General features: G+C 36.9%; 14 protein-coding genes. 11 read left to right on the plus strand and 3 right to left on the minus strand.

All coding sequences use genetic code 11. The annotated features are described in order from the left end of the window. Positions 1–134: 134 nt before the first annotated feature. Positions 135–1934: a glycoside hydrolase family 15 protein gene (locus J0871_RS14295; protein WP_208225947.1), complete on the minus strand. Its 1800-nt coding sequence runs from the start codon at positions 1932–1934 to the stop codon at positions 135–137. A 96-nt stretch (positions 1935–2030) separates the two neighbouring features. Between J0871_RS14295 and J0871_RS14300 the strand changes: the two genes are divergently transcribed. The 8 genes from J0871_RS14300 to J0871_RS14335 all read left to right on the plus strand — a co-directional run bounded on the left by J0871_RS14300 (position 2031) and on the right by J0871_RS14335 (position 9773). Then, complete coding sequence (locus tag J0871_RS14300; RefSeq protein ID WP_208225948.1) at positions 2031–4244, plus strand: bifunctional alpha,alpha-trehalose-phosphate synthase (UDP-forming)/trehalose-phosphatase; 2214 nt, start codon at positions 2031–2033, stop codon at positions 4242–4244. Between the two features lie 139 nt (positions 4245–4383). Next, positions 4384–4671 (plus strand): YtxH domain-containing protein, encoded by a 288-nt coding sequence (locus tag J0871_RS14305; protein ID WP_075327262.1) that lies wholly within the window; start codon positions 4384–4386, stop codon positions 4669–4671. A gap of 138 nt (positions 4672–4809) precedes the next feature. After that, complete coding sequence (locus J0871_RS14310; RefSeq protein WP_208225949.1) at positions 4810–6159, plus strand: M28 family metallopeptidase; 1350 nt, start codon at positions 4810–4812, stop codon at positions 6157–6159. Between the two features lie 36 nt (positions 6160–6195). Beyond that, positions 6196–7056, plus strand: coding sequence for a dienelactone hydrolase family protein (locus J0871_RS14315; RefSeq protein ID WP_208225950.1), 861 nt, complete (start codon positions 6196–6198; stop codon positions 7054–7056). A 153-nt stretch (positions 7057–7209) separates the two neighbouring features. After that, entirely contained in the window at positions 7210–7842 is a 633-nt protein-coding gene (locus tag J0871_RS14320; RefSeq protein WP_208226079.1) for a hypothetical protein, read from the plus strand. A gap of 19 nt (positions 7843–7861) precedes the next feature. Next, entirely contained in the window at positions 7862–8665 is an 804-nt protein-coding gene (locus J0871_RS14325; protein ID WP_208225951.1) for a PRC-barrel domain-containing protein, read from the plus strand. Between the two features lie 212 nt (positions 8666–8877). After that, on the plus strand, positions 8878–9108 hold the full coding sequence (locus J0871_RS14330; protein WP_208225952.1) for a hypothetical protein: 231 nt from the start codon (positions 8878–8880) through the stop codon (positions 9106–9108). A gap of 17 nt (positions 9109–9125) precedes the next feature. Continuing rightward, positions 9126–9773: a photosystem reaction center subunit H gene (locus J0871_RS14335; protein ID WP_208225953.1), complete on the plus strand. Its 648-nt coding sequence runs from the start codon at positions 9126–9128 to the stop codon at positions 9771–9773. Positions 9774–9823: 50 nt separating this feature from the next. On the opposite strand, the gene J0871_RS14340 is transcribed toward J0871_RS14335, so the two are convergent. Both J0871_RS14340 and J0871_RS14345 read right to left on the minus strand, forming a co-directional pair. Further along, on the minus strand, positions 9824–11950 hold the full coding sequence (locus tag J0871_RS14340; protein ID WP_208225954.1) for a Tex family protein: 2127 nt from the start codon (positions 11948–11950) through the stop codon (positions 9824–9826). A gap of 97 nt (positions 11951–12047) precedes the next feature. Then, complete coding sequence (locus J0871_RS14345) at positions 12048–13013, minus strand: App1 family protein (protein ID WP_208225955.1); 966 nt, start codon at positions 13011–13013, stop codon at positions 12048–12050. Positions 13014–13081: 68 nt separating this feature from the next. Between J0871_RS14345 and J0871_RS14350 the strand changes: the two genes are divergently transcribed. From J0871_RS14350 to J0871_RS14360, 3 genes are all read left to right on the plus strand, one after another. Then, entirely contained in the window at positions 13082–13957 is an 876-nt protein-coding gene (locus tag J0871_RS14350) for a diacylglycerol kinase family protein (protein WP_208225956.1), read from the plus strand. A 288-nt stretch (positions 13958–14245) separates the two neighbouring features. Then, on the plus strand, positions 14246–17326 hold the full coding sequence (locus J0871_RS14355) for a TonB-dependent receptor (RefSeq protein ID WP_208225957.1): 3081 nt from the start codon (positions 14246–14248) through the stop codon (positions 17324–17326). 11 nt (positions 17327–17337) lie between these two features. Continuing rightward, complete coding sequence (locus tag J0871_RS14360; RefSeq protein ID WP_208225958.1) at positions 17338–18936, plus strand: RagB/SusD family nutrient uptake outer membrane protein; 1599 nt, start codon at positions 17338–17340, stop codon at positions 18934–18936. Positions 18937–18995 lie beyond the last annotated feature (59 nt).

Raw genomic sequence — 18995 nt, forward strand, 5'->3', positions numbered from 1 at the left:
TCAAAAATTCATCGTTAAATAAATCCTCTTTTTTCATACTGTGTAAAATTTAAAATTAGACAAAAAAATAACAGGGGTCGCGACCCCTGTTATTTTTCTATTTACACAGTTTATGAGATAGTCCTTTCAAAATCCTAAAACTCGCTAAGCCAGGTTTCTTCAGAGGTTGTTCCTAAACTAAAATTGGCAGCGGTTTCTATTAACGCTAAATGCGAATAGGCTTGAGGGAAATTACCCAGCAACCTTTTGGTTTCAAAATCTATATCTTCACTAAACAATCCCAGGTGATTACTGTAAGATAATAACTGGTCAAACATTTGTTTTGCTTTTTTCCTCTCTCCTATCTTGAAAAGACTATCAATTAACCAGAAGGTACAAATGGTAAATGATGAAGTTGGTTCCCCAAAATCGTCTTTATTCTTATACCTGTACATTAACCCATCTTTACACAATTCCCTTTCTGTGGCGTGTACCGTACTCACAAAACGAGGATCTTTCGCTTCAATAAACCCATATTGCTCCATTAATAAAGTTGAAGCATCTAAATCTTTAGACCCATAATATTGGGTATATGCCTGTACTTCTTCATTCCAGCCGTTATTATAAATATCATTATAAATTTCGGCACGTAAAGACTTCCAATGTGTATCGTTAATACCCATTCTTAAAACTTCTCCAATCTTTATTGCCCGGTCTATCGCCACCCAACATAGTAGTTTTGAAAATACGAAGTGTCGGTCTTCGGTACGTAATTCCCAAATTCCTTTATCAGGCTTTTGCCAGTTTTCTTCAACAATACTTACTATTCCGCGTACCACGGTCCACAGTTCTTCAGAATTCTCTAAAGATGTTTCAAATTGATTGAACTGCTGATAGATTACCTCCATCAAAATTCCGTAGATATCATTTTGCTTCTGAATATAAGCAGCATTTCCGGTCCTTACGGGATGAGAATCTTTATAACCTGATAAGTGATCTAAAATATGTTCGGTAAGCTCCTTCTCCCCGTTAATTCCATACATAATCTGGATTTTCTCATCTTTATCTGGGATAATATCTATGATAAATTGAAGAAAATCTTTAGCCGATTTTATATGGCCAAGGCCTGCCATTACTTTAATTACCATAGAAGCATCACGAATCCAGCAGAAACGATAATCCCAGTTGCGTTCTTCGCCAATGGTTTCGGGCAAAGAAGTGGTGGCTGCGGCTAAAACTGCACCAGATTTTTTGTAACTAAGGCACTTTAAAACCAAAGCGCTGCGCATTATTTCATTTTCGTAATGCGTATAGCGGGTAGTCTTGGCGCTCCAATTCATCCAATAGGTTTTGGTGCGCTGAAATTTTAAATAAGAGCGATCTAAAGATTGGGTAATAAGCTTTTCGTGATAACCGAGCAAAAAATATGCGTTTCCGGTTAATTCAAGTTCTTTACCTTCCAGAACATCATTCAAATCAAAACTCGAATAGAGAAAAAGAGAATCGTATTTACCTTCTTTGGTAAAACTTTTAATATAATTTCCTTTAAATTCATTGTAGGTTTTTTCACGGGCAAAATCTAAACGAGGATCATATTTTACTTTAAACTTAGGCTTTCCGCTAATTAATCTAATAAACCTTATTATATCTGGCGGGGCGTAAAAAGAACCGTCTTCCCGGGGATAACGCGGCATAAAATCTATAACCTGAAAAGAATTTTCACCATCACTAAATTCAGTATTTAGAATATTGGTTTCCCAAAGATATTCCTGGGTAATGTTATAAGAATCGTCTACTATAATTTCAAAACTTCCTCCTTTTTTCTCGTCCAGTAGTTTTGCAAAAACTGCAGACGAAGCAAAATTTGGCAAACAACACCATTCTAACGAACCTGTTTTTGATATTAGCGCAGCACTCTTGCAATTCCCTATAATTCCGTAATCTAAATTCTCCATATACTCTTAAAATTCTTTAAAAAGACTTGTCGTGTAAAATGATTTTCGGAAATTTAATAAAAATCAATTTCGCAACAACAGCATTCACATATAATTATGAGTAAGACAATAATAATTTCCAACCGATTACCATTACAAATTAACCTTGAAGAGAATAACCTGGAGGTCACGCCAAGTGTAGGGGGCCTCGCAACAGGCTTAAAATCATTCCATAAGGATGGTGATAGTATTTGGATTGGTTGGAGCGGACTTACCGAAGAGGAAATTCCGGAAAATCTTTTAGAAGATGTTAAGGAAAAAGCCAGAAAAGAAGATTGTGTTGCTGTAAATCTTAGTGAAGAAGAAATTGAAGGATTTTATTATGGGTTTAGTAATCGTACCATTTGGCCGCTTTTTCATTATTTTATGGAATATACCGAAGCCGATAAAGATCACTGGGAAATTTATAAAAGCGTAAATAAAAAATATGCCGAAGAAGTTCTGAAACATTATGAAGATGGGGACCACATTTGGGTACACGATTATCAATTACTTTTAGTGCCAAATATGATTAGGAAACAACAGCCTGAAGCCATTATTGGTTTCTTTAATCATATCCCATTTCCTTCTTATGAGGTTTTTAGAACCCTGCCCTGGCGTGATGAAGTTTTAAAAGGAGTACTGGGTGCAGATCTAATTGGTTTTCATACGTACGATTATGAAAGGCATTTTTTAAGTTCTGTAAGTCGAATTTTACGTCACCAGGTAAGTTTTAATGAAATTACCCTGCCAGAGAGAATTGTAAAAGTAGATTCTTTCCCAATGGGGATAGATTATAACAAATTTGAAGACGCCGCTTTAAATCATTTTAAAAATACCGAAGAGCAACGCACCGAGTTACAACGCAGGTTAGACCATCATACCAATGAAACCCCTGAAGCTAAACTTATTCTAAGTATAGACCGCCTGGATTATACAAAAGGTATCGCCAATAGAATTAGGGCTTTTGAATATTTTCTTGATAACCATCCAGAATTCATTGAAAAAGTAAGATTGGTGATGCTTGCAGTACCTTCAAGATCTAACGTTCCGCAATATCAACGCTTAAAAAGGGAAATAGATGAATTGGTTGGAAGAATAAACGGTAAATTCTCTACCGTGAGCTGGACGCCTATCTGGTATTTTTACCGCTCTATGCCTTTTGAAAATTTAATTGACCTTTACACGAGTTGTGATATTGCATTATTAACTCCTATAAGGGACGGGATGAACCTGGTTGCCAAAGAATTTGTGGCTACGAGAATAAATCAAACCGGAGTACTTATTTTAAGTGAAATGGCTGGTGCCGCTCACGAAATGAATGAAGCTTTAATTATAAACCCAAATAATTTTGAGCAAATTTCAGAAACTCTAATTCAGGCCATAGAAATGCCTGAAGAAGAACAAAAACAACGTAATAAAATACTTCAAAAGCGATTAAAACGCTATAGTGTAGAAAAATGGGCAAACGATTTTATGAAAGCCCTACATGAAACGAGTCAGGATAGAGATGCGTTTAAAGCGAGAAGAATTTCCTCTAAAGTTTCAGATGAAATTCTGGAGAAATTTAAAAATGCGAAGAACCGAATCCTATTTCTCGACTACGATGGAACATTAGTAAACTTTACCGATAAGCCCGAAAAAGCAAAACCAGACCAGGAATTAATAGATTTAGTTCACAAATTAAATCAATCAGCAAATACAGATGTAGTTCTTATTAGCGGTAGAGATAAAGACACCCTTGGTTCGTGGTGGAAGGAAATTCCTGTAGAACTTATTTCAGAACACGGGGTTTGGATGCGCCAAAAAGACAGCGAATGGGAACTTTCAGAAAATGTGAATAATGATTGGATGAGTGCGGTGCGCCCGGTAATTGAAACTTTTGTAGATAGAACTCCCGGTACATTTATAGAAGATAAAAACTATTCGCTGGCCTGGCATTACAGAAAAGCCGATCCCGAACTTGGTGAAATAAGGGCCAATGAGCTTTCTAATGTTTTAAAAGAATTAATCTCAAATCGCGGGCTTAGCGTTCTTGAAGGAAATAAAGTACTGGAAATAAAAAGTAGCGGAGTAAATAAGGGAAAAGCTTCTAATAAAAAACTGGTCGGCAAAGATTACGATTTCATCTTTGCCATTGGAGACGACTGGACAGATGAATATATGTTTGAGGAACTTCCAGAAAATTCTTTTACGGTTAAAGTTGGAATGAAAAAAACCAGTGCACGTTATTATGTTGAAGACACTTTAAAGGTAAGAGATATACTTAAAAAGTTTGCTGAAAATTCATAAGCCTTTAAACTGTTAAATTCCTTGACATTTTCTAAGAAAGTTTATGCATAACTTAACTTCAAAAATATGGTAACGGCGTGATTATGATCTAATTTTACATTAAACAAAAATACGAACCAAAACTTAAAAACTTAGATCGATGAAATCAGGAAAAATGTTATTAGGATTAATATCAGGAGCAGCTGCAGGAGCGGCCTTAGGACTATTATTTGCCCCTAAAAAAGGTGCAGATACCAGAAAGGCGATTTCAGATTCAAGCAACGAAGCTATACAAGGAACTAAAGGAAAATTCAATGAATTTTCTGACTCTTTAAGCCACAAAGTTGATGCTTTAAAGAACAAAACTAAAGCCAGCCTTTCTAACTCGAAAGCTGATCAAAAAGCACACGAAGCAAAAGCTGAAATTCATAATATGAAAGCAAGCTAAATTGTAGTTAATTAGAATGTGATTTAAAATCCCGGCATTATTTGTCGGGATTTTTTTGTTTCATAAAACTTCTAAAGCGTATTTAATTGTGAAATCACCTAAACATTAGGTATTTTAGAAGCTTAAAAAAATAATTTTATGATTAGAAATATACCCAGTCTTGCCCTACTCTTATTTTCAGGACTCATTTTTCAACAAACAAATGCGCAAACCGATGAGCGTATTTACGAAATAATAGATAGCGTTTCTGCAGATAGGATTGAAGCCGATATTAGGAAACTTGCCGGTTTTGGAACAAGAAATACATTTAGTGATACAATTTCTGACACCCGTGGAATAGGTGCCGCACGTAGATGGATAAAATCTGAATTCGATAATATATCTAATAATTGCGATAATTGTCTTGATGTTTTTTACCAAAAAGACTTTGTTACTACAGAAGATGGCGAACGCATTCCGCACGATGCCTGGGTGGTAAATGTGGTTGCGGTTCAAAAAGGAACCAAATATCCAAACCGTTATATTATTATGAGCGGTGATATAGATTCTCGCGCCAGCAATACTATGGATTTTGAAACCGATGCACCCGGAGCCAACGATAATGCCAGCGGTATGGCCGGAGCCATAGAAGCCGCAAGGGTTTTATCGCAATATGAGTTTGAAAGCAGCGTGGTTTACGTTGGTCTTTCTGGTGAAGAACAGGGCTTGTTTGGCGGCAAAGGCCTTGCAGAGTATGCTAAAGATAATGACTGGGAAATTATTGGAGTTTTAAATAACGATATGATTGGGAATATTGAAGGTGTAGATGGCGTAATTGATAATCGCACTTTTAGAATATTTTCTGAACCCGTTCCTCCAAATGAATCTGAAAGAGAAAGAACTATGCGTAGGTTTTACGGTGGTGAGGTAGACGGTATTTCACGACAACTTGCTCGTTATGTACATAAAACTACTGAAACTTATATGCCCGAAATGAACCCGATGATGATCTATCGTTTAGACCGTTTTGGTCGTGGTGGTCACCACAGGCCATTCAACGATCTTGGCTTCGCCGGAATTAGGATTATGGAAGCCCACGAAAATTACAACCGCCAACACCAGGATATTAGAACCGAAAACGGTATTGAATATGGCGATGTTATAGAAGGGGTAAATTTCAATTATGCTAAAAAACTTACCGCAGTAAATGCGATAAATATGGCAAGTCTTGCGTGGGCTCCACCGGCACCTAAAAACGTTGAAATTGGAGGAATTGTAGAACCTTCGGCAAAATTAAGATGGGATAAGGTTGAAGGCGATATTGCCGGTTATAAGATTTACTGGAGAGAAACAACTGAAGCGCAGTGGCAATATTCCCGATTTGTAGGTGATGTAAGTGAATTCACCCTTGACGGAATTGTTATAGATAATTTCTTCTTTGGCGTAGCAGCGGTTGGAAAAGACGGTCACGAAAGTGTAGTAGTTTTTCCTTCCGGCGTTTTCAGATAGGAAATTGAAAGAATATTCAATTAAAACTTTATAGTTATGAAACATTTAAACCACGTCTTCCTGCTGTTTGTCTTTGCATTTTCGCTTTTTTCCTGTGGAAATAAAAATGATAAAAAAGAGTCTAATAAGGAGGAAGCTCAAGTTGAAGCCGATACTACAATGGCTCAAAAAACTGAAGCCGAAGAACTTTCTGATTCTCCAAGACATCACGAATGGGTTACTTTATCTCACGGTGATAGGGAGTTTCAGGCTTTTGTAGCCTATCCCGAAACAAATGGAGCTACAAAATCTGTAATTGTAATTCACGAAAACCGTGGTTTAAATGACTGGGCAAGGTTGTTTGCCGATAAACTTGCTGAAGCCGGTTACCTGGTAATCGCTCCAGATTTAATTTCAAATACTCAAGGTAAACGTCGAACCACAGATTTTGAAAATCCTGATGCTGCAAGAGACGCCATTTATGCTTTAGACCCAGAACAGGTAACTGCAGATCTTGATGCTGTCTTCAACTATATTAAAGAAGATTCGGCATCAACCGGAGAAGTTACTGTAGTTGGTTTTTGCTGGGGTGGTTCACAAACCTTTAAGTATGCTACAAATAACCAGGAAATCTCTTCAGCGCACGTTTTCTACGGAACCGGTCCTGAAGATGCTTCAGTAATTGCAAATATTTCAGCACCGGTTTATGGCTATTACGGCGGTGATGATAATAGGGTAAATTCTACCATTGAGGCCAGTGAAAAAATGATGAAAGAAGCCGACAAGACGTATAAATATGAGATCTACGAGGGCGCCGGCCACGCCTTTATGCGCAGTGGCCACCAACCAGATGCCAAAAAACCAAATAAAGAAGCACACGATAAAGCCTGGAAGCGACTTAAAGATCTTTTAAAATAAACTTTTATACATATTTATTTTTATAAAGGCATTCCGTAGGGATGCCTTTTTTTTGGCTTATGACCTAATTAACAATAGTTTGGGCTAACCTTAATAATAGTTAGTAACAATATTTTTTAACCTTAGTAGTCTAACCAAACAAAAACTAAGATTATGGCAGAAATTAAAATTGAAAAGAAAAAACCTATTTGGCCATGGATTCTTCTTGGGCTAATAATACTCGCAGTAATATTATATTTTGTGATCGCCGATAACAATGACGATGATGATTTTAATGAAGAGGAAAATACCGAACAGGTTGCAACACCTATGGAGACGGAAGAAGATACTGAAACCGCAAGCTGGGAAGAAGATAACCTTTCTGGAGATGAAAGTGTTTCTAAATATCTCACCCATATTAGTGACCAGGAAAAAATGGGAATAGACCATGAATATAGTAGTCAGGCCCTGGTATATCTCATAAATGCTCTAGAAAATAGATCAGAAGAAGCCAATATTAATACTGAGGTTGAAATTCAGGAACTCAAAGATGATGTAAGAGATATAAAAGAGGATCCGCAAGCACTTACCCACGCAAATACTATTAACGATGTGGGTGCCAAAATAGTAGACCTTATGGAGAAAATGCAGGAAGAAAAATTTCCTGACATTTCCCAGGATGTTCAGGAGGTAAAAACAGCATTACAAAATATTGATCCTTCAACGCCTACCCTGAATCAAAAAGATGCAGTTAATTCTTTTTATAAAGAAGCTGGCGATGTAGTACAGAATATGAAAATGAGCTAATTAAAAATTTAAAAAGATTATGGCAACTAATGATAATAACAACAGAAATAGAGATAAACATTTGTTCTATTTAAATGAACTTTCAGACTATAAAGTAGCAAGTAATGATCCAGATGTACGCGGCTGGAAAGTAAAAGATGTAGACAACCGGGTTATAGGAAAAGTAGACAACTTTCTTGTAAATAAAAATACAGAACGCGTTGTTTACCTTGATGTAGAAGTAGACAGGAGTATCCTTGAAGCAAATCACGAACCCTACCAGTCTTCTGCAAGCGAAGGAGTTCACGAATTTGTAAATAAAAAGGGCGAAGAACACCTTATAATTCCTATTGGTCTGGTAAAATTAAATGAGGATGACAAGTTTATTTATACAGACAAGGTGAACCACAGAACGTTTGCCGAAACTAAGAGAAAGAAGAAAGGTGCTAATATAGACCGGGAATATGAAGAAGTTGTTTTAGCTTCTTATAACAGGGGTATTACTTCTTCTGATAGTAGTAAGCAAGACGAAAGCAGACAGGCAAAATTTGACAAAGATACCGCTACTACAACAAGTGATCGGGAAACACACTCAAAAGATTCAGATGTTTCTCGTAACGAGCCTACTACTAAAAAAGGTAGTGACGGTGGTAAAATAAAGGATGATTTTAATCCTTCAAATTCTAAAAAAACAAGTTTCTCGAGCGAAAAAAATAAAGACTCCAGGCCCGGGGCTACAAAGACAAAGACAGACGCTGCTTCTGGCAGAAGAGATCATACCGATGATGAAGATTTCTATAACAAGAAAGAATTCGATGATAAAAATTATCGGAAAAGGAAATAGATTACCAAAAGGGAAATTGAAAAGTTTCCCTTTTTTCTTTTAACAGAATTCTATTTTTTTCATTTGGATTCTTTAAAATCTTTTTCTAAAAATGATATTTACAAGATCCACTTTTTTTGCTTATGATCTAATTAACAATTGTTTGGGGTAATCTTAGCTATGTTAAAGGTCAGGATTATTTAATTTTAAGAGTCTAACCAAAAACTAAAATTATGGCAGAAATTAAAGTTGAAAAGAAAAAAACGGTTTGGCCCTGGATTCTTTTAATCGCTATCATCATACTGGGAATATTATTTTATGTTTTCGCTTATGATGACACTACTGACGATGTTGATAATATTGATGATGCCAATGATATTGAAGAATTGAATGATACTTCAGGCATTTATTTTAAGGAAAATAGCAAGATCAGTTTTCTTTATTCAAAAGAATTGATTGCATAACTAAAAAATTGTGAATTATGAGCAAGGATATAAAGAATAAGAATCTATATTATTTAAGTGAGTTAAAAGACTATAAGATTGCAGGCGGTTATCCCGATATTCGGGGCTGGGTGGTAAGAGATGCGGACAAACGTGTAGTTGGAAAAGTTGATAATTTACTTATTAATAAAAATCTTGATCGCGTAGTTTACGTAGATGTGGAAGTAGACCAGACCATTATAGATTCCCGGCACGATCCCTATGGTAAACCCGCAGATCCTGAAATCAAGGAGTTTGTAAACAAAGACGGCCAAAATCACGTAATTGTACCCATAGGCCTGGTAGAACTCGAAGAAGATGAAAAATACATCTATACTTCAAGAATCACGCACCAAACCTTTGCTGAAACAAAACGCATTGAAGGTGGTGCTAATCCAGATAGGCATTATGAAGAAACTGTTTTAAGCTCTTATAATCGTCCGTCTGCTGCTGAAAGAGAAGATGAGCACCTCCAACGCCGAAAAGAAGAGGAATATGCCGATAAGCCAATTTCTGAACAAAGGGAAGGGAAAATTATTGACGATGAAAATGATCGTAGAGACCGTCATAGCAAAGCTCATTACGCTGATGATGAATTTTATGAACGGGAAGAATTTGACGGTGCAAATTTTAGAAAAAGAAATTAGAAAGTTTAAAACAAACGAGGCTGTTACCAGTTTTCAACAGCCTCGTTGTATTAATCTATTAAAGAAAGTTGAACCCTCTTTTTTTCTTCATCTACAGAAAGTACAGTCACTTCCAGTTCCTGGTTGAGTTTAACCACCGAATTTACATCACTTATAAATTCATTGGCAAGTTTTGAAATATGGATGAGCCCGCTTTCTTTGATTCCAATATCTACAAAGCAGCCAAAATTGGTTATATTATTTACTATTCCCGGCAGTTTCATACCCGGCTTTAAATCGTTAATACTTTTTACTGAAGGATCAAAACTAAAGGCTTTTTTCTTTGCCCTGGGATCGGCTCCAGGTTTTTTTAATTCTCCTAGTATATCTTTTAAACTCAGTAATCCAATATTATCAGAAATATAATCTTCCGGTTTTATTTTTTCAAGAACTTCAGTATTTCCTATTAGTTCTTCCGGCTTCAAGGCATTATTTTTCGCCATTTTTTCTACCACAAAGTAACTTTCTGGATGCACAGCCGAATTATCTAATGGATTCTTAGCATTTTTAATTCTTAAAAATCCGGCAGATTGTTCAAAAGCTTTTTCTCCCAGGCGAGATACTTTTAGCAATTCTTTTCTGCTTGTAAAACGTTTATTTTCTTTTCTGTAATCCAGAATATTTTGTGCCAATCCCGGGCCAATTCCAGAAACATAGGAAAGTAGTTCCTTACTTGCAGTATTTAAGTTTACGCCTATTTTATTTACACAACGCATCACTACTACATCAAGTTTCTCCTTTAACTTAGTTTGATCTACTTCGTGCTGGTACTGCCCTACTCCTATTGATTTTGGATCTATTTTCACCAGTTCGGCCAACGGATCACCCAATCTTCTGCCTATAGAAACTGCTCCACGCACCGTGACATCATAATTAGGAAATTCTTCCCTGGCAATTTTTGAAGCAGAATAAACCGAAGCTCCTGCTTCATTAACCGTAAAAACCGAAACTTCTTTTGGTAAATAAATGTTTTTAATAAATTGCTCGGTTTCCCTGGCTGCGGTGCCATTACCTATAGCTATAGCTTCAATTTTGTAAGCATTCACTAAACTTTTAATCTTTGCTGATGCCGCATCAATTTTCTTTTGTGGGGGATGAGGAAATATTGTTTCATTATGTAATAAATTCCCCTGTTCATCCAAACATACCAATTTGCAACCTGATTTAAAACCCGGGTCCAATGCGAGAATTCGTTTACTCCCCAAAGGAGCTTCCATTAAAAGTTGCTCAAGATTTGAAGCAAATACGGCGATGGCATCTTCATCTGCTTTTTCCTTGGCTTCATTTAGAAATTCTGTTGCAAAAGATTTTTTCAGCAATCGTGTAAAAGCATCTTCAAACGCTTCTTTTAAATATTTTACTCCAGAAAAACCGGGATTTTTAATTATTGCTTTTTCAATTAAGTTTAAAGCTTCCGCTTTATCCACTTCAATTTTTAGTTTAATTATCCCCAATTTTTCAGCACGGTGAATTGCTAAAAATCTGTGTGAAGGAATTCTTTTAAGCGGTTCTTCCCACTTTTCAAACTGTGAGAATTTGGAAGCTTCGGGATGTTCTTCTTCTGTTTTCACCCATTTGGTACTTAGTTGCGCTTTTCGGGCATATAATCTTCTAAGGGAATTTCTAACATAAGTATTTTCATTAATCCATTCTGCAATAATATGCCCGGCCCCGTTAAAAGCTTCTTCTTTAGTTTTTATATTTTCAGAAAGAAATTGTTTTACCGAGAGGTCAATATTGGCTGTATTCTGGGCCATTAAGATTTTGGCAAGTGGTTCTAAACCGGCTTCCCTGGCTGCATCAGCCTTTGTTTTTCTTTTCTTTTTAAAAGGCAAATAAAGGTCTTCAACTTCGGTTAAAGTGTTGGCTTTATCAATTTTTTCCGCTAAAGCTTCAGTTAACTCATTTTGAGTCTTTATGGCTTTAAGTACCGCTGCTTTTCGCTTTTCGAGTTCGTTAAAAGAATTGAGTAACAGCGCAATTTTTTCAACAGCAACCTCATCTAAATTGCCGGTGGCTTCCTTACGGTAGCGGGAAATAAACGGAATTGTAGCATCGGCTTCTAAAAGTGCAATAGTATGCTGAATACTTTTTGCGGGCAATTGGGCCCTGGATTTTATATAGTCTTGTACGTTCAAAAAATGAAATTTCAGAGTAATTAAAATATCGACTTAAACTTTGGTTTTTTATATTTAAACAGCGAGTTAATTGCAGCAAATATAGGATTCAAAAACTTTAAATAATCCCTTCTGCGCGGGAATGTTTAATGGCCTTATTGCTATGTTTAAAGTAACAAATACTTACGCCAAGGCTTTCTATATTCTTGAGAATTGTATTGATTTCCGGCTTCTTTTTTCTTCCGGTTTGTCGTATATAAACTGCTTTTAACCTCTTTGGAAAAATTTTACATATACGCTCGTAAATATGGGCATCTTTCTGGGAATCGTCTCCTAATAGTACATAAGGAATGTGGGGATAAAAAGAAATAATATCTTTTATCTTTTCAAATTTATGATCGTGGCTTCCGCGGCCGGTAGAGAGAAAATCTGAAATCCCAGTTTTAATTTTCTTTAGTTTAATTACCGCTTTAGGCAACTGGTGCATCTTGGCAAATTCATTGATAAACTCATATAAATTCCACTCACTGCTGGAAACATAAAAGAAGGAATTGGAAGCATGCTCAGAGTCCTGCCCCGCACGGCTCAATTCTTTATAATGATCTACAACGTCATCAAAAATCTTGCGCTTATTGATGTTTTTGGAAAGCATCACATATAACTTTTTAAAAAAGCTATTGCTATGTGAAATAAGAAAAGTATCATCTATATCTGAAATTATACCGTATTTAGATGGGTGCGGTTTTAATAATTCCCCCTTCTCTATCATTCCAAAATCCTTGATATTACAACTCACCTCGTATTCATGCCAGCCGCTTTTTAATTCTTCTGAAAAAGGAATTGTAAATCTAAAATAGCCATCGTCCAGGGTTTTAGTGGTTACTGTAGTATTGCGAAATTTCAAGGTGATTTCCTTGTTTTTTAAAGGACTAATGCGAAACATATGAATAATAGCTACCGCATGTTTTATTCCTTTTCTATCCAGCCTGTACTTATCTGGCGCCCAGGATTTAAATAAATGGCCAGATACAACCAGCTCCTGATTATTAACATAACCACGATAAAGTTTTAGATCTAACTTCAAAATTTTAGATTTTTATTGAATTTTTCTTACTCCAAAATAATTAAATTTAAGCATATTTTAGAAGCTATATGAAAGAAATACAAAAAGTACTACTTGTTGTAAACCCAATTTCAGGAGGTCTTAGTAAGGAGCATATAATACAAACTCTTGAATATGAGCTTTTAAAAATTAATGCTGGACTCGTAACCTATAAAACAACCGGTAAAAATGATCGTGAGAAAATTCAGAAATTGGTTACCGAAAATAATTTTGATCGGGTTTTTGTAGCGGGTGGCGACGGGACTATAAAACAAGTAGCAGAGGCTTTAATTAATTTTCTAATTCCTATAGCAATCTTTCCTGCAGGTTCAGCCAACGGGCTTGCTGTTAACCTGGGCATTCCCAACATCCTGGAAGAACAATTGAAAATAGCGCTGGGTAATGAACATAAAGAAATGGATATGCTTGAAATTAATGGAGAACTCTGCCTGCACATAAGTGATTTGGGATTAAATGCTGAATTAATTAAAAATTACGAACATTCCAGAATACGAGGAAAAATGGGCTATTTGCTACAATCTATACCTACTCTTTGGGAAAGTAAATATCCTTTTGAATTTGAAATAGAATTAGAAAATAAGACTATTACCAAAAAAGGAATTCTCTTGGCATTTGCCAATGCAAAAAAATACGGCACCGGTGCTAATGTAAATCCCAAAGGAAAAATAGATGATGGTGTTTTTGAAATCCTTTTATTCAAAAATTTCGACATCCTGGAGATTCTAAAAACTTTGCGTAATGAAACTGATGTAAACTCTGAATTTGTGGAGATAATACCGGTTAAAAGTGCTAGAGTTTTTTGTAGAAAACCGGTCGCTTTTCAGGTTGATGGTGAATATATTGGAGAAAAGGAAGAAATTTCTGTCAAAATTTCGGCCAAAAAACTATCAATAATGACCTATTAAAGGGAATAAAATGAAATTTTATCAACAAAAATTATAAAATTACAATTTCATCACGTGTAATTATTACATTTAATTTTTACAATTCTGTAAGACAGCTGTTTACCTCGTATTACGATATTTTTAATAAAATTTTAGCTTCAATTTTAGTCTAAAAAACCCCTTCAATATTCACATCTTTGAAAACACGAAAACGTTTGCGTGTATAGACTACTTAATATTTAGCATAATTTTTTACTAATTTAGGTCATCAACTTAATGGTTTAATTAATCAACTGTAAAATTAAATTTATGAAACAAGGATTACTCAAAATCGGTTTGTTTCTGTTTGCTATCTGCAGCTTCGGATTTGTCCAGGCGCAGGAAACAATAACAGGAACGGTAACCGATGGGGAAATGCCCTTACCGGGAGTGAACGTTGTGGTTAAAGGTACCTCTAATGGTACGGTAACCGACTTTGACGGAAATTATTCGTTAAACGATGTTCCAGGTGATGGTGTTCTGGTATTTAGCTTTGTAGGCTATGCCCAACAAGAGATTTCGGTAAACGGAAGAACTTCTATTAATGCGACAATGGCAGAAGATGCCAGTGCCCTTAGCGAAGTAGTGGTTATTGGTTATGGTAATGTAGAAAGAAGAGATGCCACCGGCGCCGTTTCTACAGTTTCAACTGAAGATTTCAACCGAGGTGTAGTAGCTTCCCCGGAAGAACTTATTCAAGGGCGGACGGCCGGGTTACAGGTTACTACTACAAGTGGTGAACCCGGTGGAGGAGTTAACATTCGGATTCGGGGAACTACTTCTGTAAGAGGTGGAAACGACCCTCTTTTCGTTGTAGACGGTGTACCATTGGCTGGTGACGATGTTTCAGCAGGTGGAACAAATGCAGGATTTGGGGACAGTTCCCCTAAAAATCCTTTGAATTTTCTTAATCCACAGGATATAGAAAGCATGAGTGTTTTAAAGGATGCTTCTGCAACTGCTATATACGGTTCTAGAGGTGCTAATGGAGTTGTAATCATCACTACCAAATCAGGTCGTGGTATGCAAGCTAGATTTGATTACAGTGCTAATCTTGGAGTTGCTACTCCGGCAAATAAATATGATTTGCTCGATCGTGAAGAATGGTTAGATGCCTACTCTGATACCAGCCTTGATGCAGATGCGTTGGATTACGGGGGTGATACGGACTGGCAGGATGAGATTATGAGGACTGCATTTACCCAGGAACATAATCTTTCTTATTCCAACTCCTACAATCAGGGAAACTATAGGGCATCTATTGGCTATTCAGACCTTATGGGTATCGTAGAAAACTCATCTATGGAGCGTCTTTCGGGAAGATTGAATGTAAATCATAGGCTATTTGATGATAAACTTAAATTAGGTTTACAGACATCCATTTCAAGAGTAAATGATCAAAGAGCACCTATTTCAAATAACGCAGGTTCCGAAGGAGATCTTATCGGAGCTACGTATATGATGACCCCTACTTCCCCATCTGACCCAGCCTTTTACGAAGGACAGATAAATCCCAATGCTATGTTAAAATATGTTTCGGACGAAACAGAAACAGACCGCTTCCTGATCAATTTTTCTACAGAGTACTCTGTATTGGAAAATTTATCCGCTAAGCTGAATCTTGGATATGACAAAGCTGAGTCTTATAGAGGTTTTGGAATTTCTGGAGATATTGTAGGCGTTGGAAGTGCTGTGCCGGGTAATGGTAGATCCCAAATCAACGAAATTGAAAGTACAAATACTCTATTGGAATTTACTCTTAATTATGAATTGGAATTTGAAAATTCAAAACTTGACGTACTAGCGGGCTATTCCTATCAAGAATTTGACCGTCAGGGAATTAATGCACAGGGTTGGGGATTTGAGAGCACCAACATGGGAGCAATGGTTGCTGATCTTCAGCGTTCAAGAGATATTTTGGAAGGTAGTATTAATGGATCCTACCAACAATACGGATTTGATTCAAATGGCTTCTTCGTAAACAGGTTATTTCCTGAAATTGCAACAGATCGTCCTAATACACCATCCGGAATCAATGTTGGAGCGGTGGCAGGAGATACTTTTCACACCATTGATGAATTGCAATCTTTTTTTGGAAGGCTGAATTATACGATAGCAGAAAAATATTTATTCACTGCCACCCTTAGAGCGGATGGTTCTACCAGGTTTGGAGGAAATAATCAATATGGATACTTTCCCTCTGGAGCATTTGCCTGGCAATTAGGAGATGAAGATTTCGTGCCTGAGACCTTTTCCACCTTAAAACTTAGATTAGGCTATGGCGTAACTGGTAATCAAGAAATACCTTACAACCTATATACTCCACGTGATAGGTTTGGCGGAATAGGCATAAGCGATGGGGGCACTGTAAATGTTCCTGGAACAGGACAGGTAACCTTCCGAAACGCAGATCTTAAATGGGAAGAAACAAGCCAGACCAATATTGGTCTAGATTTCGGGTTTCTGCAAGATCGTTTGAGCGGTTCATTAGATTTCTACCGTAAAAACACAACCGATCTCTTATTCCAAACTTTCTCTGCTCAACCTGCGGCTCAAGATTTCGTATGGGAAAATCTTGATGCAAATGTGATAAATGAGGGGGTTGAATTTAGTATCGATTATGATTTATTTCAAGAGGAGGATTTTTATTGGAATCTGGGTTTTAATATTTCCTATAATGAAAACATGGTTGAAGATTTTGATGGAGCCATTCAAACCGGTGGAATTAATGGTCAGGGACTAACCAATGCCTATGCTCAACTTCTAGCAGAAGGCCAACCCCTCTTCTCCTATTATCTTAGAGAATTTGGCGGCTTTGATGAGAGTGGGCAAACCATCTATCCTAATGGAGACGTCCAAGAATTTGTAGGTAAAAGTGCTTTACCTACAACTAATTTAGGCATATCGACTAGAGTAGAATATAAAAACTGGGACCTATCAGCCTTCCTTACCGGTCAATTCGACTTCTGGGTTTATAATAATACAGAAAATGCCTTCTTTACTGCAGGTTCTCTGGGCTCGGGGGCGAATGTTACTAGGAATGTCATCGGAAATGGAGAATCAGTGGGCAACGCTCCTGATGTATCCACCCGTTTCTTAGAAAAAGGAGATTTCTTAAGGTTACAAAACGCTACTCTAGGGTATAACTTTGAAGTAGGTGAAAATAGTTTCTTAAATGCTTTAAGGGTAAGCCTAACCGGTCAAAATCTTTTCCTTATTACAAATTATTCCGGTTTAGACCCTGAAGTAAATACCGATAAATCCTTAAATGGGATTCCTACCGCGGGAATTGAATACACTTCATACCCTCGTGCGAGAACGGTAACTTTAGGAGTGAACTTATCATTTTAAAAAAAAGAAAAATGAAAAATAAATTTATAAAATCAGTTTTAATACTTGGAGCAATCTTTAGTATTACGGCATGTACCGACCTGGAACTAGAGGAAACCGATTCGGTTTTTCGTGAAGGTTCAGATGATGGCTTTTCCGGGGTAAGCGATGTACCTTCTGCTCTTGCAAACAATTATAATGCTTTAAGAGATCAGATGAATACTCAGGAAAATCTTTATGCACTACAAGAGGTTACGTCAGATGAAATGGTAGTACCGACAAGAGGTACGGACTGGGGTGATAATGGCCTTTGGCGAACACTTCACCAACATACATGGGATCCCAACCATCAATTTCTTTTGAACACGTGGAACAATAATAACAGAAATGTTTTTAATTTATCTGAAATTATTGCTCCAGAAAGTAATGCTAACCCAGAGCAAATAGCAGAGGCAAAATTCCTTAGAGCCTTTAGTATGTATTGGGTGATGGATCTTTTCGGACAGGTTCCTTTTAGAGAAGTTGATCAGGGAGCTGATGAAAACCCTAGAGTTATGACACGGGATGAAGCATTCGATTTTGTAATGACAGATATTACCGATGCTTTATCAGATCTACGAGAAGTTGGTCCTGGTGCCGAAGCTAATTTTGCCAATAAGGCAGCAGCACATTATCTTATGGCTAAGTTATATCTCAATAAGCATATCTATGTAGGTGGCGAACCTGCAGTTGAAGATATGAATCAGGTTATTACCCACGTAGAAGCTATTGAAGAATTAGGTTTTGGATTACAGAGTGGTTTTTTTGAAATTTTTGAACCTTCAGTAGATACAGAAACTATCTGGTTTACAACTACAGGAGTAGGTTCTAGAATCTGGAATGGATTACATTACAACCAGGGTGCACCAGGACAGGATGCCGGAGGTTGGAATGGATTTTCAACACTTGCAGAATTTTATGATCTATTTGAAGGTCCAGCGGATACCAATCACCCTGATGTAGGTCAGGAAGAAAGACGGGGCTTTGTACCTCTTGAAGGAACGACGGTTGCTGCAGCTGAAGGTTTTTTTGAAGGAAATAACGATGTAGATGATGATGGTTTTATCGATGGTTCAGATATTGGAATAGGATTTTTATATGGTCAGCAGCATGAGCTGGATGGAAGTGAAACTGTAGACCGCGGCGGTAACCCTCTCTTTTACACCGCTGAACTTCCCGCTTTAGTAGGTAATCCCGATAATACTGGAGTTAGGGTACTTAAGTACCATCCCTCCAATGGATCTTATGCAGAACATATGATTTTATTCCGATTTGCTGATGCTCATCTTATGAAAGCAGAAGCTATTCATAGAGGTGGAACCTCTGAAGAATCAGCTTTAGAGTTGATTAACGAGTTACGCGTGTTGAGAGATGCCACCCCAATATCAGCAGTAACCGATCAGGAAATACTTGACGAAAGAGGAAGAGAGTTATATAATGAGATGTGGAGAAGACAAGATCTTATCCGTTTTGGTCAATTTACCCAAGAGTGGGGATTCAAACCGGCTTCCGAAGAATATAGAGTCTTGTTCCCTATTCCTACCACAGCCTTAACATCTAATCCTAATTTAGAACAAAACGAAGGTTACTAATTCTTGAAATAGTTTTTATTTAAAGAGACTATCAATGCATTTGCATTTTTAGTCTCTTT

The sequence above is a fragment of the Salegentibacter sp. BDJ18 genome, assembly GCF_017579965.1.
In the GTDB taxonomy this organism is placed as follows: domain Bacteria; phylum Bacteroidota; class Bacteroidia; order Flavobacteriales; family Flavobacteriaceae; genus Salegentibacter.